This is a genomic window from Gordonia sp. QH-12 (assembly GCF_001578675.1).
GTDB classification, from domain to species: domain Bacteria; phylum Actinomycetota; class Actinomycetes; order Mycobacteriales; family Mycobacteriaceae; genus Gordonia; species Gordonia sihwensis.
The window spans coordinates 153,462-170,323 of record NZ_KQ969289.1 but is presented as its reverse complement, the minus strand read 5'-3'; the positions used below and the strand labels follow the sequence as shown (position 1 = coordinate 170,323).

Here is a 16,862-nt window from a genome sequence, read left to right as displayed (position 1 = left end):
GCCCACACCTCGCACATGTCCGCGATAGCCGCGAGCATCGGACGCCGGACTGCGATCTGATCACCTTCCGCCTCAGGCCAGCCGTCATCCTGTGCGATCAGTGTGCGGAGGCCGTCGATGGTGCCAGTCCAGCATCCGACACGCAGCACCCATCCGCTCACGGTGGGTGTGAGGATTGCATGTCCAGACGGGAGGCCAGTCACAGACAGGATGGGGTCTGCGCCCCGAGCACCGGGCCGCGCAGGCTGACGGTCGTCGCGTGCGGCGAGAGCGAGGTCAACGACAGCGCGAAGGCCAGCGCGTTCGATCGATGCGAGCGCGGCCCTCCGCGTGTACTCGACATACGTTTCATTCGCCTGCTGGTACAGGTCTTCGGTGGTGGTCATGCCTGCCCCTTCCCTGCCGGAAGCCATTCCCGGCCGACGAGGCGACCGTCCCAACGGCGAATGCTGAACCACGCCCTGCCGCACCGCGGGCAGGTCCAGTCGCGGCGGAACCACGCCGTGAAACGCGGTTTGCGGGGGCACCGGCAGACTGCCGGATTCGTGATGCTCACAGGGTTTCTCCTTCGGAATCATGTCGGGGCGGTGTGAACCCAACCATCACACAGTAACAGTGCTCACTGTTACTCATGTTCCGTTCAGCGGCGACGCCCCGCCAAACCACGACCAGACCCACCCTCACCACGACGCCGACGCACCGGATTCGACACCTCACTGCCGCGTGGCGACGCCGGCAACACCTCCGTCACCGCATGCACACCCGCATCCAACGCGCCCGGCGACCACGTACTACCGGGCTCCCACATCGTCCACTCCGTCGCCAACTGCTTGAGGTCGACACCGCGAGCGAAGAACACCCGCCCGGTGAGGATCGCCTGCGCGATCGGCTCCGCACGCAACACCTTCGACTTCTTCGCCGTCACCTCCGACACATGCGGACACAACCCCGACACCGAGCCACGATCCGCGAGCTTCTCCCACGCCTGCGCGATCAACTGCTTCGCCATGTCGCCGCCGAAGTTCTTCTCCACCACCACGGTCCCCGCATCATGCTCAGCCGCCGCCAGACACACCGCTTCCGGCCACTCCGCCGCCGACAACTTGCCCGTCCGGTCGTCGAGAAACCATGCATGCCGCTGACTATCCAGACCGACCGCCACGATGCCGACACTGTCCCGGCCACCACCCGCAGGGTCGACCCCGATCACTACCCGCTTGAACGTATCCGGCCGCCCCATCGTCGCTGCACGGATCGCATCGTCATCGAGCAGTGATCCTTCCGCCGACCACGGGGTGCCCTGATACATCGACCCCCAGTCGCGGGCCGTCGACCGCTGCTTCTGCCGCGCCCAGTGCGCCAGCAGCGCACCGTGGTCGCCGTCGGCGATCTTCGGATGCGACAGCGGCTCCCCCGGCTCACGCCCGAGAGGGTCCGCGAACACGCCCTTCGCGGGTTCCGGCTTCAGTGCGAGCGCCGGCATATGCAGGACAGTCCAGTCGCCGCCTTCTTCGATGCGGCCGTCGCGGTCGAGGAGCCGCCCAGCGAGGTCGTCCTGGTGCCACCGGGTCATGATGATGACCTCGCGGGCGGTCGGGCTGCGTCTCGCGGACCACACACCCGAGTACCAGTTCCACACTGCTTCCCGCATCGTCGGCGAGTCAGCCTCGGCGCGGCCGGCGAACGGGTCGTCGATGATCCCGAGGTCCATCGGGTGACCGGATAGGCCGCCGCGGACACCGACGGAGCGGAGTCCGCCGCCGGTGGTGAGTTCCCACGCGGCTTTCGTTGACTGCGTGGCCGACAGTCGGAGTCCGTAGTCGGCGCCGTACATGCGGATGTACTCGCGGACGGCGCCGCCGTGCGTTTGGGCGAGGGACGCGGCGAACGACGCGAGAAGTATCCGGTCGCGGGGTCGCATGGTGAGCCACCAGAACGGGAACCAGCGCGCACCGCGGGAACTCTTGCCGAGCTGGGGTGGCGAGAAGATCATGACGCGCCCGTTCTCCTGCGTCAGGAGCGGGGTCAGTGCGTTGTCGATCGCGGTCGTGTGGGGCCGTTCGACGGTGAGGCCGAGGTCGCAGTGCGCGGCCAACGCGCCCGGCGATGAGGCGGATGGCAGGGTGAGTCCGGCTTTGACGACGCGTTCGGCGAGGTCGCGTTTGAGGGCGAGCTTCTGCTCGTGCGTCATCCCGGCGAGGACGGACACGCGTCAGTCCTCGGTGACGGATTCGACGATCCCGTCGAGGACGGGGAGGTCCGGTGTCGGGAGGCCTGCCGCCTGTGCGTCCTTGATCGCCTTGTCGCGGAGTTTGGTGGCGAGGTCGGCGAGTTCGCGGTCGACGTCGCTGGTTTCGGTGACGGTGACGTCGACGCGCATCGGTTGGTCGAGGCCGTGGAGTTTCGTGAGGGAGTCGAGGACGCCGCGGCCGGCGCTGATCAGTTGGGCGACGCCGACTTCGCGGTTCGCTTTGGCGTCGGCGAGGGCTTTGACGGTTTCGGTCCAGAGGAGTTCGTAGCGGCGGGCTTGGATCTCGTAGAGTTCGTCGGCGAGTTGGTCTCGTCGTTCGCGTGCTGCGGCGAGTTGCCGGTGGATGACGTGGTGGACGGCGGGGTGCGTGACGCCGTGCTTGGCTGCGATCGCGCGCAGGCTCATTCCGCTGATGTAGTCGTCGAGCCATTCGGCGTGTGCTTCTGTGCGGGGGATCTGCACTCGCGGGCTCTTGTTCGCGTCACCCATGACGATCATGGTAGTGACAGTCAGACTGTCACTGCTGGTTGTCTGGCGGCTATTTGGTGTCGCCGATGTCGTTGGCGAGTTGGTCGCGTACGTCGCCGTTGCGGCACGCTTCGCAGCGGCGGCGGTGCGCGCGGTAGAGGGCGATGTCGATGCGGACCCAGAGGCGGTCGGTGAAGTTCTGCCACCACCACATCAGGTGCCTCATGCCGTGTCTCCGATCGGGAGGGTGTGCGTTTCGCGTTGCAGGAGGGTTTCGCAGTCGCGGCACACGATGCTGACGTCGACGCGCAGCACGCCTGCGGACCGGACTTCGACGATGTCGGTGTCGAGTTCCTCGTGCATGCAGATCGCCGGACTGTTCGGGGTGATCCTCATGGCTCCACCAGAGGGATGCGGATGGTCTTCATCTCGACGACGAGCCGCGTACCGGCGCTGTCGCTCTCCATGCCGACGGTGTCGACCCACCGCGGGTTGATACCAGCCATCTTGCAGGCCTGCTCGTGCATGTCCTGCGGGGTCGGTGCGTCGCCACCTTCGGTCGCAGTGAACACGATCGGCAGCGGGATCGACTCGACAACCTCGCCCAGCTTGTTGGGCTTCACGCTGTTCTCCTGACTGGCCATTCGCCGTCAACCGTCGCGGCGGCTTCGCGGTTGCCCTGGCGGAGGAAGTACTCGTGCAGGGACTGCTGTTGCTCGGCGCGCCACTGGGCCTGCGCGCGCATCAGGGACTCGACGTCGTCGAACGACGCCATGTCCGGTAGGCGGAGTTGCTTCCATGCGACGCGCGCCGCCGACAGGCAGTCTCCCGTCGCGTCGTGCGCGGCACCCTGGTCGACGCCGTAGTGCTCACACAGCGCGGTGAGGGTGCGCTTCCCGCGCCGGAACCGGTCGATCTGCTTGTCGATCACGTATGGGTCGACGACGGCGCCGACGACGAGTTCGGGGTGCCCGAGCCGTAGGCCTTCCCAGTGCAGCATCGACAGGTCGAATGCGGCGTTCATGATGACGACGGCGTGCCCTTGGGCCCACACGGTTTCGAGGCGGTCGCGGATCTGCCGGTAGCCGTCGCTGTAGTCCTGGCCTTCCGCGCGGGCCTTCTGGGTGGTGATGCCGTGGATCTTGGCGGCGCCTTCGGGGATGTCGATGCCGGGGTTGAGGAGCCATTCGTCGGCGTTCACTTTCGCGCCGTCGATGGTGATGATGGTGGCGGTCACGATGCGGTCGTGGGTGACGTCGGTTCCGGTGGTCTCGAGATCGAACGCGGCCAAGGGCATGTCGGCGATCATCGGCGTCGTCCTGTCCGTGTGTAGCCGGCGATGCGGCGGGCCGCGCGGCGCTTCATCTTGGGGCGGACGACCCAGTTCCATGGAGTACGACCGACGAGCCAGGTGACGACGTCGTGGTTGATGTCGATGAACTTCACTTCGATCGGCACGGTGAATGGCCCGGTCAGGATCCATGGTGAATCTGGGATGGTGCCGAAGTTCGCAGTGTCGGTGTACTCGGGCGTGTGCGGGTTGTCTCCGCTGATGGTTCCGGCGTCGGCCCATCCGGGTCCGGGGGGCAGTACCTCGTCTGCGACCGGGATCGGCAGCCGCTGAATCCGCATCGCGGGAGTGTAGAAGTCGCGGCCGGCCAGCTTCGGTGGTCCGTCAGGGACGTGCGTGTAGGTGTCGTCGGGCTGCTGGAACATCCCGGTGTTCTCACTCATGTGTCGCCGCCTGCGGGGAGTTCGTTGGTGATGACGCGGCCGTCGATCGTGTTGGAGATGCCGATTGTGAAGCCGTAGCTGTAGTAGAACGGGTTGCCGCACGACCAGTCGACGTCGAGCTCAAGGACGTCGCCGAGGTCTGCGAGGATGTGCCACTTGGTGTAGCCGTTCTCGGTGGCGACGCCAGTGATGGCGTGGTTGACCTTGTCGGGGTGCAGCAGGAACTTCTTGATGTCGGTGAACGCACAGCAGTCACCCTGTTCGACCATGGCGACGCGGCGCCCGTCGTCGAGGGTCAGCATGAGCGCGGCGACGCTGTCGTGCCACCATTCGCTGTCGCCTGCTGCTTCGAAGTCGTTGCTGTTGAACGAGACGTGCGGCTCGACGCTGACGATGCGTCGGCCGATGACGGCGGCGGCGAGGTTGTTGACGCTGTCGGGCATGGTGCCGTTGTCGTCGGCCGGCCAGTCGGGGTAGTTGTCGGCGCTGTCGGGTGGGTACGGGTTGTGTGCGGGAACGGTCACTGGTCTTCTCCGTCCTCGCCACCGGTGGTGGTGTTTCCGATCGCGTCTCCGAGGGCTGTTGCGGCGGTGTCTGCGGCCGCGGTGGCGATGCGGGTGATGGAGGATTCCCATGGGTCGTCGCCGGTGACGATGTACTGGGCGACGTTGACGAGGTCGATGGCGTCGGGGCCGGTGGTGCCGGGCGTGAATCCGCCGGACCGGGTGGCGAGCGCGCCGCGGGCCCGGTCCAGAGCTTCGGCGCGCTGCTGCTGCTCGACGGTGAGAGTGCTGTCGGTGGTGGTGGTCATGGTTAGGTGCCTTTCGGGTATCGGGCGGAGTAGGCGGGGCGGCCGGTGGGGTCGGTGATTTGCCAGGGGCGGCCGGCCCAGATTGCGTATTTGGTGGCGCGGTCGAGGGCTTGGCTGATGGTTCGGTAGGTCTCGGGTTCGAGGACTTGTTCGACGTCGTGGAGGGTGAACATCAGCGGGACTTCACGTCGAGGTGAATACCCGAATACAGCAATACGGACATCCACCTGGCTGCCTTCCGAGGCCGACCTGATTGGATGACCCGATGGACAAGCAGCTCCTCATACCAATCGCGACCTTGGTTGCGGCACTGCTGACAGCAGCGGTGAACTTGGCCCTCTCCCGCAGACGGTTCAGGCGATGGGATTCGGTGAAGGCCGACCTGGAGTTGGCCGCTGCGCTGGATGACACTGACCCGTTGAAAGACTGGCTGCAGCGATACGCACGGACTCGCTTGCACTACCTGGCAGCGTCCGAGGTCCGTGGGTCCAGGTTTACCGGTGACCAGGCTTGGGGCTGGTTCCTCATGATCGTCACGGCCGCGGGAGCGACACTTGGGGTCATCACCAGCTCGGGTAGCGACCATGGCCTGCCCGCCCGGATTGCGATGTTCACCATCGGGGCAGCGCCGGGGTTTGCGATAGGTCTGCTCGGCGCGCTCTCGAGGAGTCACCGCCTGCCAGGCCTGACTACCAGGCAACAGCTGGCGCTTCACTCCGAAATGACTCGTCTCGCAGACGAACTGGGCCGCGAGTAGTCCACTCTGCCCGCAGACCATCACTGTCCTGCTCCGTTCTGGCGGAGCTGGTGGGTGTCGTGGTTGATCTGTCCCTGCTCGCTGCGGAGGTCCTTCGCCGCCGCCGACATGGCGTCCGCGAGGTCAGCGACGTCGGGGAACGCGTCGGGATGGACGATCACCTGCCGCACGACACCGGTGTGGTCGGGCGCGAAGAACGCTGCCGCGCCCGGGGCCATGCCGGGGGTGAAGCCGGCGGCGATGAGTGCGGTCTGTCCGATGTCGGCGAGCATGTCGACGGTCCGGTCGGCGTCGGTGCCGGTGCCGTGGTGTCCTCCGCAGCCGTGGCAGCGGGTTGCCTTCGACGGGGCGCGCGGCGGTGTGGGTAGCCAGCCGCGGCGCATGGCGGTGGTGGTGAGCAGGTATCCCCATCCGAGGCCTGAGGTGAGTGCGGCGATGAGGTTGATCCAGGTGGGCATGTGGTGGTTCTCCTTCGGTGTGGTTCGACAGTAACCGTTTCTACCGTCACTGTTCTTTCATCGGCCTGAGTGTCCGCAGGAACCGCCAGAATCACCCGGCGGGCACCGACCTGCCGGGAGCGCCTGAAAGTCGCGCTCCGTTGCCGCCAGCCGGTCGGAACCCATGCCGCAACTCGACCGACGGCCACGCGATCGCCGACACCACCTCCAAGTGCCGCTCCAACACCCTGACGGGAAGCTGCCGCCGCGCCACATGAATCGCACCGAGAGTGGCAAGTGCCGCCGCGTCGAACTGGTTGTTGTCGCGGGCCTGCAGCTGCTCGCCCCATAGCCGCGCCATTCCGGCCGCGACGGCCGCCTTGTCCGCGTTGCCCTTCCCTGCCGCCAGTTGCTTCACGCGCTGCGGGATCACGTCGACGTACGGCACGCCGAGGTGGTCGAGGGCACCAACGACCGAATGCCACAGGCCGGCGCGGTCCCACACGCTGCCGACGTTCCGTGAGTACGCCGGCGCCTCGATCACGACGAGTTGGGAGTGGCGGGCTTGGTCGACGATCGCGTTGCGGAGTTTCCGGATGCGGGCGACGCGTTGGGGGAGGGTGTCGTCGCGGCGTCCGGTCGAGGTAATGGTGTGTGTGGTTACCTGCGTTTTTGGGTCGAATGTTGGTGGTCGGTCGATGGTGATGTGGGCGATGCCGCTGCTGGTGAGGCTGAGGTCGAGGCCGGTGATGCGGATGGTGTTCATGCGTTGTCCTGGGCTTTCCGTCCGGTGATGACGCGGGCGATGCAGGGGATCTTCCGGGCTTTGCCGTTGACGGGGTTGGTGCAGGATTCTTCGGGTGCGGCTCCGCAGGTGGTGCATGGGTGCGCGATCGCGTTGTGGGCGTGCTCGTATGCGGTCCAGATCGGTTTGCCGTCTGCGCTGCCGATGGGGAGTCCGGCGAGTTGTGGGTCGGGTGGGGCGATTTCTGCGGCTGCGATCTGTTCGCCTTTGTCGATCTCGCCTGCGAGGGCGCGGATGCGGCGGTAGTTGGCGATGAATGTTCCTACGCGGAGGGTGTCGGGGTCTCGTTGCTCGTAGTGGGCGTCGACTGCTTGGCATGCGAGTTGGGTGTCGTCGATGCCGTGTTTGGCGCAGGTGTCTGCCCAGACGCGGATGCGGTTGGCGTCGCTGGTCATGCGGTCGTCGTGGATTTCGGCGCGGCTGATGGCGGCGGCGACGGCGCGGATGGTGTGTTCGGTGACTTCGGGTTCGGGGTTCATGCGGTTTCTTTCTGCATTTCGGCGATGATCTGCTCGGCGCAGGCGTGGGTGTCCATGGCTTTCTGGGTGGCTTTAGTCGGTTGAGCTTCGCGTTCGGCGGGGCGGGCGGCCTTGGACACGAAGTGCGGGATCTGCGACGGGTAGAGCCGGTCGGAGTGGTGCCAGGCTTTGATGCCTTGCGCGATTTGGATGGGGTGGATGCCGTCGGTGATGAGCCGGTCGACTTCGATCGCGACCTCGACGAGGGTCTGTGATGCGACGCCTCCACCGGCCCATTGGTTGAACTGGCGGGCGACGGCGTCGGCGTCGGCGGATCGTGCGGTCCGGTTGAGTTCGCGGAGGCGGGTTTCGGCTCGGGATTCGCGTCGCGCTGGCGCGCGCTCCGCGTGCGCGAGGTGAGGTTCCTCGTAAACGATTTCGCGTGGAGTTGGAGAAATGGAGGTAGTAGCCGGAGAAGGAGCAGGAGTAGGGCCGGGGTTAGCCGTGGGGTTGGGGTTAACCGTTGCGTCGGGGGTTGACCCTATGGGTTGACCCCAAGGGTTAGGCGAGGGGTTAGCGACGGGGTTGGACGGGGGGTTGAACGGTTCGAGTTCCGCGGGATCGACTGCTCGCTGGTCGAGCATCGACATGACTGCTTCGCGCTGCCACGACGTCGATTCGGGGTGCGCATCACGGACGCGGCGAACCTCGTGGACGATTACTCCTCGCAGCATTCGAGAGGACAGTTCCGCGCGAGCGTTCGCGAGGCTGACGGCCATGTTCGGGGTCTTCCAGAGGCCGTCGTGCTTGATCCATGACCGCAGGAGGTATTCGTCGGTGTCGGTGTCGATGATGAGGAACAGGTTGCGGGACAGTCCGGCCGCGGCATGCTCGACGCGGTCGCGTGTCCAGTCGGCTGCGAGGTTGGCGATACGGCCTGGGTGCCAGTCTCCGGCGCCGCAGTATGACAGCCCGGGGCTGGTCCACAGGGACAGGTAGAGGAGTTGTTCGTCCACTCTGAGGTCGAGGAAGTCGTCGTCGCCCCAGAGTGCGAGGTTGACGCGCGCGTGGTCCTTTCCGGTGGCTCTCATCTACGCGCTCCCCAGGGCTGCGAGGGGATCGCTGGGCTGGATGACGGCGTAGGTCCCGTCGCCGTTGGCTCGGATCAGACCGGCTTCGATGAGGGTTTCTCGGTGATCCTTGCGGGTCAGGTGGGCGAGCGTGTTCGCGTCGACGCGGTCGGGGTCACTTCCGGTGTCGGCGAGGAGTTCCACGTAGGCGATGCGCGCTCGGAATGTGAGGCTGCGGACGGCGGGGTGCCGGAGCGTCCACGGGTAGAGGCGCGTGTAGTTCGCCATGGTGCTGCCCTTTCGGTTTGTTGTCACTTTTCCTATTCACTTTCCTACCCGTATCAGCCAGTAACTGTTACACCGTTACTGTTGTTCGGCGCGCCGAGGAGACATTCCGACAGTCTCCCCGGCGCGCCTCCATCAAGCTGCTTCCTCGACGGACAACTGCCCGGACATCGGGCATCTCGTTCCCGCGGTATCGAGGTGGGTCCACACCGTGCGACTGACGCGCACATGGCAGAGGCAGACCGGGCAGATCCGGATCGCGACGGCCGCCATGTCAGACGACCTTGAACGGCTGATTGTGGTTCGGGCCGTCGCCTTCGGGGTCGTCGATGGTCGGCTGGTCGGCGTCGAACTGCGGCGGACTGTAGTCGCCGTAGTCGTCGCTGCTCCCCTCGCCCATGTCGTCGATCGACGTCTGGTTCGGGTCGTTGCCGTCGGCCTTGGCGACCATCTTCCCGAGCTGCGAGTCGATGACCTTGAACCCGATCGTCTGACGGCGGCCGTCCTTGACCTCGTCTTCGACGACCTTTACGACTTCGGCGCGGACGGTGAGGACGAAGACGTCGCCGATGTTCGCGCGGGGGTCGCCGTCGCTGTTCGGCCACTCGTACTGATCGATCGGTTTCCCGGAGTACTGGTGGAAGAACAGGCCACTGCTGGTGCCGCCTTCGCCGTTGTGCTTGGTGACCTTGGCCATGGTCTACTGCTCCTTCTGCGCCTGCAGCGCGTTGAGGGTGTTGAGGAGTTCCTCGTCGTTGAGGTCTGCGAGGGCTTCGAGCTTGTCGCCGAACTGCTTGGACAGGTAGGCGGCGATGTCGGTGACGCCGGCGTCCGCCAACGCGGCGAGGACCGCGGCCTCGAGCGATTCCCGATCCATCTGCGGCTCGGACGCGGCCTCGACTTCGGCCGGCGCGGGATCGTCGGTGTCGCCTTCGATGTACGAGGGTGCGACGTCGACGAGATCGCCGTGATCGGTGCGGACGGTGCCGTCACGGACGACGGCATCGGCGAACTCGGGTGAGAGGGGCATCCACTTCGCGAGCTGCTTGGTGACGGTCTTGCGGGCCATGGCTGCCCAGTCGGTCTTCCACGGGCCGTTGTTCGATGCCTTGGAGCGGCGGCGGATTGCCTCGATGTCGTCGACCGACATGACTTCGAAGACGTTGCCTCCGTCCTTGAACACGGCCGCGGCGTACGCAGCGACCGGCTGGCCGCGGTCCTTCATCGCCGGCTTGTGCGACAGGGTGGGTGCGAGTCCGTACTCGTAGTCGAACTGGTCGTTCTCGTACACGATGTGAGCGTTGAACGATGCGAGTTTCCCGGACTGCCAAGCCAGCTTGACCAGCCCTCTGTAGCCGGGAATGAACGTGACGTCGCGGCCGTACGGGACGAGGTACGCCTCGCCGAGGGGCCCGGGTTCAAGGCCGAGCTGGGAGGCGGTCATCAGGGCACCGAGGAACGACTCGGGGGTGCAGCGTGCGAGGGCCGGCGTCTGCCGCAGAACGGTGGTGGCGATGCGGGCCATGCGGTCGGGGTTCATGTGCTTCGGGAGGGCCCGTGCGATCTCAGGCTTCATCTGGTCGATGAGTTGGGTGAGCGTCGGCTGTCCCTGCTGGGCGGGTGCCATCGCACGCTGTTTGAGGTTCGAGGCCATCGGTTAGTTCTCCTTCTGGTTGCCGCCGAGGACCCAGGTGGCCCACTGTTCGGCGGTGGTCTTGATGTCGGTGACGGGCATGCCGGTTTCGGCTGCGAGTCGCAGGCAGCCGAGACGGACGTCCTGGTGGCGGTTGCGGTCGCCGGGGGTGACGTACGGCTGGTCGACGGGCACCTTGTCGGGGTGTTCGATGGGCATGGGTTCTCCTTCTCCTTCGGGGGTTTCGTACGTGCAGGTGTGCACGTCACGGGCGGGGTAGATCGCACCGCAGATCGAGCAGACAGTCGATGCGATCGGGAGCGTGCGGGTCTGGATCATCCGGCACCCGCCTCGGCGCGTCCGCGCCCCGGGATGCGGACGCGGAGGTGGTCGGCGTTGCAGCCAATGTGTTGCGCCGCGATCCGGTACGACACTCCGGACTCGAGAAGCGTGCGGGCGACGGTGATCTGTTCGTCGGTGAGTAGCGCCGATCGCTTCTTTCCGATGCCGAGGCGCTTTCGCCAGCGGACGACGGTGCGGGCGCTGACACCGATGCGTTGTGCGATCAGTTCGGCCGATTCGCCGCGGCGGGTGCCTTCGGCGATCCGGTCGACAAGCATTTCGTCGATCGGGGCCGCCATCACGCCACCACCCCCAGCGATTCAGCAACGACGGCGAGGAGATCCCGTGCGGCGCAGGGAGTGACTGCGTTGCCCGCCATCCGGACCTTCTCGCGGCGGTTCCCCAGGACTGTGTATGTGTCGGGGAAGTCCATCGCGCGGATGATCTCGGTCGGCTCGAGCATCCGGAAGTGGACATCCTGGATGTCGATCGTCGGGACGGGCGCGTCGACCAAGCTCTGGTGCCCTGCCGTCGTGATGGTGCGGGCGGGTTCGGTGATCGGCGTCGACATGTGGCCGGCGTCGCCGCGCGCGGTGTAGTTCCGCATCAGCAGGGCGTGGTGGTTACCGCTCGCGGTCACGGTGGACAGCGGGTCGGTGGTCGACCGTGCGTCGGAGCCGCCGCCGCGCAGCTCGGCGATGAACGGCGGCATCTGGACGAGTCCGTGGTTCGCGCCGTCGGCGACGACGGTCGTGAGCGGTTCGCGATGTGGGTCGAGGTCTCTGATTCGGTCGCGGAACTGCGTGAGGAACGCGACGCCGTCGGTCTCGATGGTTGTTCTGGTCGGGAGCGGGTCGGCGAGCGAGGTCGCTGACTCTCGCCAGGTGCCGCCGCACGGGACTGCGATACCGGTCTCATTGCGGGTGGTCATGGTGCGCAGCGGATCGGCTGTCGACGTGGCGGTCTTACCGACGCGGCCCTCGACCGGGACGACGAGACCGTCGGTCTCGGCTTCGGCGATCAGCGGCCGCCAGTAGCGGTCGATCCCGGCCTGGATGCGGCGCATCGTCTTGTCGGCGAGCGGCCGAGCGCGGTCGCCGATCCGCTGGCCTTCGATCGACCAGTCGATGATCTCGGCGGCCGGTCGAACGATGGGCTCGACGATCGCGTTCCTGCACGTGACGTTCGGGCAGCGATAGACGTACTGGGCGCGGTAGCGTCCCCAGGCTGGCCGGTCCGGCTTCTTCCATGACTGCATCGCCTTGACCGGGCCGCAGGTGTCGCAGACCGCGAGCGGTCGGCACAGACGGTTCAGCTTCGGGACTGGGTTGCCCTCGAGCGTGAACACGACGTACATGCGGTCACGGGACTGCGCGGCACCCGCGCCAACGTAGTTCGCGTGCATCGAGTTCATCCACACGATCTGGTGGCGGTAGCCGAGCGAGTGCATCGCCATCAGCCAGGCGTCAAACATCACCCACCGGGCGGCGTCGACCACGTTCTCAACGATGATCGCCCTGTACTGGTGGTGTTCAGCAAACCGAGGAACGTCCCACATCGTCGCCCTTGATCGTTCAGCTGCGGCGTCCGGAAGGACCTCGCCGAACAAGTCCGGCTGGTTACCTGCGCGCTTGCGACCCTTCGCGACACTGTGGTTGGTGCACTCGGGCGAAGCCCAGAGAACGTCCGAGGTCGGGAACAGCCGAGGGTCGATCTGCGAGATGTCAGCACAGATGTGGTCGGCGTCCTGATGATTCTCGTTGTGCGTCTGGACCGCGAGGTCCCAGTGATTCGACGCCACGCGTACCGACACACCGGGCACCTGGATCGCGCCCGTCGAGGATCCGCCGGCGCCGCAGAACAAATCGGTCATGGTGAGCATGGGTCACGCTCCTTTCGGGATGCGGATTGAGCGGGACTGGAATCGTGCGAAGAGATCGGGATCCTCCGCCTTGAGCGCGGCGGTGTCGACGTCGATCACCTTCTTCTCGAAAAGCGGTGCCAGGTCAGGCTCTTCCTCCCGGAACCGCTTCTTGGAGAACACACCCCGCTGCACCTTGAGAACCGCGTGGAGGACGTCGCCGGTCTGCTCGAGCAACGTCGAATGCCCCTGCGCGAGAACGAGGAGGTTGTTGCGAGCCTCGTCCTTCTTCGCGACCGCGGCCTTCTCCTCGGCGCGCGCCTGCTCGTACGCTGCGACCCAACGGCGGACCTCGCCCGCTGCCGCCGGATCGAGGACCAGCTCGTCGACGTCAGGAGTGCCCGCGGCCGTGATGATGTCCGACAGCGACTCCCGCGACGTGACCGGCGGAGTCGTACCGTCGACCACATGCGTCCAGAACGCTTCCTCCTCGCGGATGATGTGGTCGATCAGTTCCTGGTCACGGTCGACGCGACGCGTCACGATGCGCGATCCGCCGATCATGCCGGCGACGTAGCCATACGGTGCGCCGCACACGGCGAGCTGATGCTGAACCTGCAGTTCTGCGGCGTCCGGGACCTGGTCGTCAGACCAGTCGGAAGCGAGGTACTGCGAGGTGTTCTTGACCTCCATCGGGATCGGACCATCGTCCGGGGTGATCACCACCGAGTCGAGTGACGCGCGCTGCCACGGACGTTCCCGCGAAGCGAGGCCGCCGATCGTCATGACGTCGAACCCGAGGCGCGCTGCCGCGGTATCGCGGATGACGGGCTCGAGGATGTGGCCGAGTTCCATCTGCTCGGTCATCGCCGTCGACAGCGGGATCTGACCGGTCTTGTCGAGCCAGACTCCGTATTGTGTCTGTCCGGTCCACTTCCCCATCCCGAGGATCGCGGCGCACTCGCTGGCGCCGACGCCTTCGCGTCGCTGCATCAGCCAGGCGATCTCGTCGGCCGGCGTCGGCAGCAGCGTCGCGTGAAGCTCGTACGGGTTCCAGTCGGTGCTGGGCTTGAAAACGGTGGTAGTCATCAGAGTTTCTCCTCCCATGGATCGGGACGGTCAGCGGGAATCAGGACGTTGACGGGGCGGCAAGCACAGTGCTCGCGGCCGCAGTCCTCGCACCACGAGCGGCCTTGGGAGCGCGGGCAGAACCCCTCATGTCTGCCCGCGCTGTGAAGGCCCGCAGCGCACCGGCACGGCAGCAGTCGGTGACCGGTCACGACGGCACCCACACGATCAGGTCAATCCGGGTCACGAGTTCCGGCTGACCGAGCAGGTCACAGAGCAGCGTGACGAGGCCAGGTTTGGTGTCCGAGCTGTTGAAGTCGAGGACGTTGCCCATCACGGTGCGAGCGGTCAACTCCCACGACGGGTCCGACTCCCCCGGATTCGCGGACTTCAAGACCGTCCGCAACCTCGGGTGGTCAAGGTCGATTTCGATGATGCTCACAGCGGGACCCCGTTCCGGATGATCGGGCCGACCGGCATCTGATCCGGGTCGACCGTGAACCGCGGCGCCGGCCGATCGGGCATCAGCGACCACAGGGCAGCGACGCCGAGCGTGAACAGCATCGCCTGCGCGATCACAGTGTCACCGCCGTCTCGACCAGCGGCTGCTCGGTGAGGATGTCGATCGCTTCGTGCAGCAGCTGCTCGACGTCGTCGCCGACATCGCCGGTGATCCGAAGCAACGCGTATGAGCCGCTGTGAGTGATCCGGATCCGGTCGCCGAACTCCCCGCGCGGCGGGAATGCGTCGAGGTCCAGTAAGGTCGCGACGACGCGCGGCAGTACCGTCCCGGGCGTGACTTCGACGTCGACAGACACGGACGAGGCGAGGGACCCGGACGCGTGTTTCGCCGCGGAGTCGGCGAGCGCGATCAGATTCACGAGGTTCGTGTTGGACATGTGAGGGTTCTCCTTCGGTGATTGCCGTGGTGAGCGGCTACGATCGGTGGTCAAGGGCACGATCTCCTTCGGGCCCAGGCCGGGTAGCTGGCTCGGGGGTGGTGCCCCGGGCCGAATAGCTGCCCGGCCGAACTAGTTCCGGGTCCCGCGGATGAGGTCGGCCAGGAGGCGTGCCTGGTCGGCGCGAGGTGCGGGGATGTCGTCACCGTCTTCGGCGCGGCGCGCGCGGACGCGGGCGAGAAGTTCATCGGCGTCGATCACAGGAACTCACCTCCCATCCACGTCGCGGTCACCCGGTGCGGACCGCGGTGCCCGTCGATCCGTTCGCATCGCGCTTGCATGCCGGACATCACTGAGACGTGCCGGCACCGGACGGGCATGTCGTCGACGTGAGTGTCGAGGACTTCACCGTCGGCCGACTGGTCAAGGTTCTGCATGCTCATGCCTTCTCCTTGAGGCTGTTGATCCAGGTTTCGATGTCGGCGGGGTCCCAGCGGACGTAGCGGCCGACCTTGATGGCGGGCGGCAGTTGGCCGCGGTACCGCATCTGGATGATCTGGCCGCGGCTCACGTTGAGCCGCGCGGCGAGGTCGTCTGGCGACATCAGGATGTTCGGGTCGATCGGTTCCGGCTCGGGTGTCGGCTCGGGAACAAGTGCGAGACCGGTCATGCCGATACCGCCGGGCGGGTCGGGATGGGTTCGACGAATTGGGAGAGGTCGAAGCCGCTTCCCTGGATCGAGGCGACGAGGAGTGCCATATCGGGCGAGATCTCGGCACCGTGTCGCATGGCTTCGACGTCGTCGACGGTGACGCGGAGAGCTGCAGCGACTTGGAAATCGGATCGGAAGTTGTGGTCGGCCTTGATCGTCTCGATGACGCCAGACCGGAGTCGAAGTCGCATCGTGCGGAACCCCTTTCGGTGATGCATTATCGGGTGGAGCGATTCGAGTATGCATCACATGATCCGTTTCCGCAAACTTCGAATTACACCGTTGTCGTCAGATCGCCGATACTCCCAGGTAGACAGCACCGAATGAGTGATGCTAATGTGCATCACTATGAGACATGAAGAATGGCTTGAACAGACGATCGGCAATGACAGCCAACGATCTGTGGCGGCGAAGGTGGGAGTGCCTCAGTCGACCATCAGCAGACAGGTCGCCCGAGGCCGACTGGACCCCGAACTGGTCATCGCGATAGCCCGCGCCTACAGCACCTCGCCAGCCGACGCCCTTGTCGAGACCGGATACCTCGAAGGTGAGGACCTCGAAGTCGCGGGCGTCCCACAAGCACTCGGCTACGCGACGAATCAGCAGCTCTACGAAGAGATCATGCGACGCGTCGACCCCGACGCGGTCAGGCTATTCCGACCTCGGAACGTCATCACGCCCGACTTCGCGCCGCGCACCCCCACAGTTCGCCCTGGTCGGTGGGAGATGTCACCACCGCCCGATACAGTCGCGGCCAACACCAGCGACGAAAAGGGAATTCCCGACATCCCCAGCGAGGCCGAGGAATCCCAGGACCCCGGGGAGGAGGACATTGATCCCGCATAATCCATGGCGCCACCTCGCACAGAACCATCCTGACGTCCGCGTCGTCTGGGCGAGGCTCCCCGGCACCTACCGCGGATGGACTGACGGCTCGACGATCTGGATAGACGACCGCCTCTCCCAGGCGCAGCGCCGCGTCGTCGTCTGCCACGAGACCATCCACATCGAGCGCGGCATCATCCCCGCAGACGCCTACGAGGAAGCGCGCGTCAAGCGGCTCACCGCCGAGCGGCTCATCACCACCGAGCAACTTGTCGACGCCGTCCGCTGGCACCGCCGGCAGACACTCGAAGGACTCGCCGACGTGCTGTGGGTCGACGTCGGATGCGTCCGCACACGGCTCGACACCATGTCGGCGGACGAGCAGTACCAGATCGAAGCGTTGATCCGCGACGCAGCCTGACCCCCAGCCGGACCCCACCAGCCCG

Annotated in this window: 30 protein-coding genes and 1 pseudogene; 3 read left to right on the top strand and 28 right to left on the bottom strand. The window is 66.0% G+C overall.

What is annotated here, in order from left to right:
- From Y710_RS19100 to Y710_RS09390, 10 genes and pseudogenes are all read right to left on the bottom strand, one after another.
- Positions 1-386: pseudogene (locus Y710_RS19100) on the bottom strand (hypothetical protein); the annotation flags it as partial.
- A 254-nt stretch (positions 387-640) separates the two neighbouring features.
- Positions 641-2,209, bottom strand: a complete 1,569-nt coding sequence (locus Y710_RS09420) for a terminase large subunit domain-containing protein (RefSeq protein WP_062367365.1) — start codon at positions 2,207-2,209, stop codon at positions 641-643.
- Between the two features lie 3 nt (positions 2,210-2,212).
- Positions 2,213-2,740, bottom strand: coding sequence for a hypothetical protein (locus Y710_RS09415; protein ID WP_156479437.1), 528 nt, complete (start codon positions 2,738-2,740; stop codon positions 2,213-2,215).
- A gap of 49 nt (positions 2,741-2,789) precedes the next feature.
- A complete protein-coding gene (locus tag Y710_RS18755; RefSeq protein ID WP_156479436.1) occupies positions 2,790-2,945 on the bottom strand; it encodes a hypothetical protein in 156 nt (51 codons plus the stop codon).
- Positions 2,942-3,115, bottom strand: coding sequence for a hypothetical protein (locus Y710_RS18750; RefSeq protein WP_156479435.1), 174 nt, complete (start codon positions 3,113-3,115; stop codon positions 2,942-2,944). Before Y710_RS18750 ends, Y710_RS18755 begins: the two co-directional genes overlap by 4 nt.
- The gene (locus Y710_RS09410; protein ID WP_062367361.1) at positions 3,112-3,342 is read right to left on the bottom strand and encodes a hypothetical protein; all 231 of its coding nucleotides are present in this window, start codon (positions 3,340-3,342) and stop codon (positions 3,112-3,114) included. Before Y710_RS09410 ends, Y710_RS18750 begins: the two co-directional genes overlap by 4 nt.
- Positions 3,339-4,028: an exonuclease domain-containing protein gene (locus tag Y710_RS09405; protein WP_062367359.1), complete on the bottom strand. Its 690-nt coding sequence runs from the start codon at positions 4,026-4,028 to the stop codon at positions 3,339-3,341. Before Y710_RS09405 ends, Y710_RS09410 begins: the two co-directional genes overlap by 4 nt.
- The gene (locus Y710_RS09400) at positions 4,025-4,453 is read right to left on the bottom strand and encodes a hypothetical protein (protein ID WP_062367357.1); all 429 of its coding nucleotides are present in this window, start codon (positions 4,451-4,453) and stop codon (positions 4,025-4,027) included. Before Y710_RS09400 ends, Y710_RS09405 begins: the two co-directional genes overlap by 4 nt.
- A complete protein-coding gene (locus Y710_RS09395) occupies positions 4,450-4,977 on the bottom strand; it encodes a DUF7448 domain-containing protein (protein ID WP_082781289.1) in 528 nt (175 codons plus the stop codon). Before Y710_RS09395 ends, Y710_RS09400 begins: the two co-directional genes overlap by 4 nt.
- Positions 4,974-5,264, bottom strand: coding sequence for a hypothetical protein (locus tag Y710_RS09390; RefSeq protein WP_062367355.1), 291 nt, complete (start codon positions 5,262-5,264; stop codon positions 4,974-4,976). Before Y710_RS09390 ends, Y710_RS09395 begins: the two co-directional genes overlap by 4 nt.
- A gap of 265 nt (positions 5,265-5,529) precedes the next feature.
- On the opposite strand from Y710_RS09390, the gene Y710_RS09385 reads away from it, so the two are divergent.
- Positions 5,530-6,021 carry a hypothetical protein gene (locus Y710_RS09385; protein WP_062367353.1) on the top strand — a complete coding sequence of 164 codons (492 nt, stop codon included), beginning with the start codon at positions 5,530-5,532 and terminating at the stop codon, positions 6,019-6,021.
- A 20-nt stretch (positions 6,022-6,041) separates the two neighbouring features.
- On the opposite strand, the gene Y710_RS09380 is transcribed toward Y710_RS09385, so the two are convergent.
- From Y710_RS09380 to Y710_RS18935, 18 genes are all read right to left on the bottom strand, one after another.
- Entirely contained in the window at positions 6,042-6,479 is a 438-nt protein-coding gene (locus Y710_RS09380) for a hypothetical protein (protein ID WP_062367351.1), read from the bottom strand.
- 91 nt (positions 6,480-6,570) lie between these two features.
- Complete coding sequence (locus tag Y710_RS09375; RefSeq protein WP_062367348.1) at positions 6,571-7,224, bottom strand: RuvC family protein; 654 nt, start codon at positions 7,222-7,224, stop codon at positions 6,571-6,573.
- A complete protein-coding gene (locus Y710_RS09370) occupies positions 7,221-7,742 on the bottom strand; it encodes a hypothetical protein (protein WP_062367346.1) in 522 nt (173 codons plus the stop codon). The genes Y710_RS09375 and Y710_RS09370 overlap by 4 nt, the downstream gene beginning before the upstream one ends.
- Positions 7,739-8,812 (bottom strand): hypothetical protein, encoded by a 1,074-nt coding sequence (locus Y710_RS09365; protein ID WP_062367344.1) that lies wholly within the window; start codon positions 8,810-8,812, stop codon positions 7,739-7,741. The genes Y710_RS09370 and Y710_RS09365 overlap by 4 nt, the downstream gene beginning before the upstream one ends.
- Positions 8,813-9,106: a hypothetical protein gene (locus Y710_RS09360; RefSeq protein WP_156479434.1), complete on the bottom strand. Its 294-nt coding sequence runs from the start codon at positions 9,104-9,106 to the stop codon at positions 8,813-8,815.
- A 244-nt stretch (positions 9,107-9,350) separates the two neighbouring features.
- Positions 9,351-9,773 (bottom strand): DUF7171 family protein, encoded by a 423-nt coding sequence (locus Y710_RS09355; RefSeq protein WP_062367340.1) that lies wholly within the window; start codon positions 9,771-9,773, stop codon positions 9,351-9,353.
- A 3-nt stretch (positions 9,774-9,776) separates the two neighbouring features.
- A complete protein-coding gene (locus Y710_RS09350; protein WP_082781288.1) occupies positions 9,777-10,730 on the bottom strand; it encodes a recombinase RecT in 954 nt (317 codons plus the stop codon).
- Positions 10,731-10,733: 3 nt separating this feature from the next.
- Positions 10,734-10,928: a hypothetical protein gene (locus Y710_RS18745; RefSeq protein ID WP_156479433.1), complete on the bottom strand. Its 195-nt coding sequence runs from the start codon at positions 10,926-10,928 to the stop codon at positions 10,734-10,736.
- A gap of 116 nt (positions 10,929-11,044) precedes the next feature.
- The gene (locus tag Y710_RS09340) at positions 11,045-11,350 is read right to left on the bottom strand and encodes a hypothetical protein (RefSeq protein ID WP_062367333.1); all 306 of its coding nucleotides are present in this window, start codon (positions 11,348-11,350) and stop codon (positions 11,045-11,047) included.
- Positions 11,350-12,933, bottom strand: coding sequence for a DNA cytosine methyltransferase (locus tag Y710_RS09335; protein ID WP_062367331.1), 1,584 nt, complete (start codon positions 12,931-12,933; stop codon positions 11,350-11,352). The genes Y710_RS09340 and Y710_RS09335 overlap by 1 nt, the downstream gene beginning before the upstream one ends.
- Positions 12,934-12,936: 3 nt before the next feature.
- Complete coding sequence (locus Y710_RS09330; protein WP_062367329.1) at positions 12,937-14,001, bottom strand: YqaJ viral recombinase family nuclease; 1,065 nt, start codon at positions 13,999-14,001, stop codon at positions 12,937-12,939.
- Between the two features lie 187 nt (positions 14,002-14,188).
- Positions 14,189-14,422 carry a hypothetical protein gene (locus Y710_RS09325; protein WP_062367326.1) on the bottom strand — a complete coding sequence of 78 codons (234 nt, stop codon included), beginning with the start codon at positions 14,420-14,422 and terminating at the stop codon, positions 14,189-14,191.
- A complete protein-coding gene (locus Y710_RS18740) occupies positions 14,419-14,559 on the bottom strand; it encodes a hypothetical protein (protein WP_156479432.1) in 141 nt (46 codons plus the stop codon). The genes Y710_RS09325 and Y710_RS18740 overlap by 4 nt, the downstream gene beginning before the upstream one ends.
- Positions 14,556-14,879, bottom strand: coding sequence for a hypothetical protein (locus Y710_RS09320; protein ID WP_062367323.1), 324 nt, complete (start codon positions 14,877-14,879; stop codon positions 14,556-14,558). Before Y710_RS09320 ends, Y710_RS18740 begins: the two co-directional genes overlap by 4 nt.
- A 132-nt stretch (positions 14,880-15,011) precedes the next feature.
- A complete protein-coding gene (locus tag Y710_RS19255; protein ID WP_269449339.1) occupies positions 15,012-15,140 on the bottom strand; it encodes a hypothetical protein in 129 nt (42 codons plus the stop codon).
- The gene (locus tag Y710_RS09315; RefSeq protein WP_062367320.1) at positions 15,137-15,322 is read right to left on the bottom strand and encodes a hypothetical protein; all 186 of its coding nucleotides are present in this window, start codon (positions 15,320-15,322) and stop codon (positions 15,137-15,139) included. Before Y710_RS09315 ends, Y710_RS19255 begins: the two co-directional genes overlap by 4 nt.
- Positions 15,319-15,549, bottom strand: coding sequence for a helix-turn-helix transcriptional regulator (locus tag Y710_RS18940; protein WP_062367318.1), 231 nt, complete (start codon positions 15,547-15,549; stop codon positions 15,319-15,321). The genes Y710_RS09315 and Y710_RS18940 overlap by 4 nt, the downstream gene beginning before the upstream one ends.
- Entirely contained in the window at positions 15,546-15,782 is a 237-nt protein-coding gene (locus Y710_RS18935) for an XRE family transcriptional regulator (protein ID WP_197462930.1), read from the bottom strand. Before Y710_RS18935 ends, Y710_RS18940 begins: the two co-directional genes overlap by 4 nt.
- Before the next feature lie 157 nt (positions 15,783-15,939).
- On the opposite strand from Y710_RS18935, the gene Y710_RS09300 reads away from it, so the two are divergent.
- Positions 15,940-16,437 (top strand): helix-turn-helix domain-containing protein, encoded by a 498-nt coding sequence (locus Y710_RS09300; RefSeq protein WP_156479431.1) that lies wholly within the window; start codon positions 15,940-15,942, stop codon positions 16,435-16,437.
- Entirely contained in the window at positions 16,424-16,837 is a 414-nt protein-coding gene (locus Y710_RS09295) for a hypothetical protein (protein ID WP_062367312.1), read from the top strand. Before Y710_RS09300 ends, Y710_RS09295 begins: the two co-directional genes overlap by 14 nt.
- Positions 16,838-16,862: the final 25 nt, after the last annotated feature.

Excerpts from the sequence above, each read along its gene's own strand:
- Y710_RS09390 (WP_062367355.1), bottom strand. The coding sequence starts at position 5,264 with ATGACCACCACCACCGACAGCACTCTCACCGTCGAGCAGCAGCAGCGC.
- Y710_RS09405 (WP_062367359.1), bottom strand. The coding sequence starts at position 4,028 with ATGATCGCCGACATGCCCTTGGCCGCGTTCGATCTCGAGACCACCGGA.
- Y710_RS09340 (WP_062367333.1), bottom strand. The coding sequence starts at position 11,350 with ATGGCGGCCCCGATCGACGAAATGCTTGTCGACCGGATCGCCGAAGGC.
- Y710_RS09350 (WP_082781288.1), bottom strand. The coding sequence starts at position 10,730 with ATGGCCTCGAACCTCAAACAGCGTGCGATGGCACCCGCCCAGCAGGGA.
- Y710_RS09415 (WP_156479437.1), bottom strand. The coding sequence starts at position 2,740 with ATGGGTGACGCGAACAAGAGCCCGCGAGTGCAGATCCCCCGCACAGAA.
- Y710_RS09315 (WP_062367320.1), bottom strand. The coding sequence starts at position 15,322 with ATGAGCATGCAGAACCTTGACCAGTCGGCCGACGGTGAAGTCCTCGAC.
- Y710_RS09370 (WP_062367346.1), bottom strand. The coding sequence starts at position 7,742 with ATGAACCCCGAACCCGAAGTCACCGAACACACCATCCGCGCCGTCGCC.
- Y710_RS09300 (WP_156479431.1), top strand. The coding sequence starts at position 15,940 with ATGAGACATGAAGAATGGCTTGAACAGACGATCGGCAATGACAGCCAA.
- Y710_RS09385 (WP_062367353.1), top strand. The coding sequence starts at position 5,530 with ATGGACAAGCAGCTCCTCATACCAATCGCGACCTTGGTTGCGGCACTG.
- Y710_RS09365 (WP_062367344.1), bottom strand. The coding sequence starts at position 8,812 with ATGAGAGCCACCGGAAAGGACCACGCGCGCGTCAACCTCGCACTCTGG.
- Y710_RS18940 (WP_062367318.1), bottom strand. The coding sequence starts at position 15,549 with ATGACCGGTCTCGCACTTGTTCCCGAGCCGACACCCGAGCCGGAACCG.
- Y710_RS09400 (WP_062367357.1), bottom strand. The coding sequence starts at position 4,453 with ATGAGTGAGAACACCGGGATGTTCCAGCAGCCCGACGACACCTACACG.
- Y710_RS09335 (WP_062367331.1), bottom strand. The coding sequence starts at position 12,933 with ATGCTCACCATGACCGATTTGTTCTGCGGCGCCGGCGGATCCTCGACG.
- Y710_RS18935 (WP_197462930.1), bottom strand. The coding sequence starts at position 15,782 with ATGCGACTTCGACTCCGGTCTGGCGTCATCGAGACGATCAAGGCCGAC.
- Y710_RS09355 (WP_062367340.1), bottom strand. The coding sequence starts at position 9,773 with ATGGCCAAGGTCACCAAGCACAACGGCGAAGGCGGCACCAGCAGTGGC.
- Y710_RS18750 (WP_156479435.1), bottom strand. The coding sequence starts at position 3,115 with ATGAGGATCACCCCGAACAGTCCGGCGATCTGCATGCACGAGGAACTC.
- Y710_RS09375 (WP_062367348.1), bottom strand. The coding sequence starts at position 7,224 with ATGAACACCATCCGCATCACCGGCCTCGACCTCAGCCTCACCAGCAGC.
- Y710_RS09380 (WP_062367351.1), bottom strand. The coding sequence starts at position 6,479 with ATGCCCACCTGGATCAACCTCATCGCCGCACTCACCTCAGGCCTCGGA.
- Y710_RS18755 (WP_156479436.1), bottom strand. The coding sequence starts at position 2,945 with ATGAGGCACCTGATGTGGTGGTGGCAGAACTTCACCGACCGCCTCTGG.
- Y710_RS09330 (WP_062367329.1), bottom strand. The coding sequence starts at position 14,001 with ATGACTACCACCGTTTTCAAGCCCAGCACCGACTGGAACCCGTACGAG.
- Y710_RS18745 (WP_156479433.1), bottom strand. The coding sequence starts at position 10,928 with ATGCCCATCGAACACCCCGACAAGGTGCCCGTCGACCAGCCGTACGTC.
- Y710_RS09320 (WP_062367323.1), bottom strand. The coding sequence starts at position 14,879 with ATGTCCAACACGAACCTCGTGAATCTGATCGCGCTCGCCGACTCCGCG.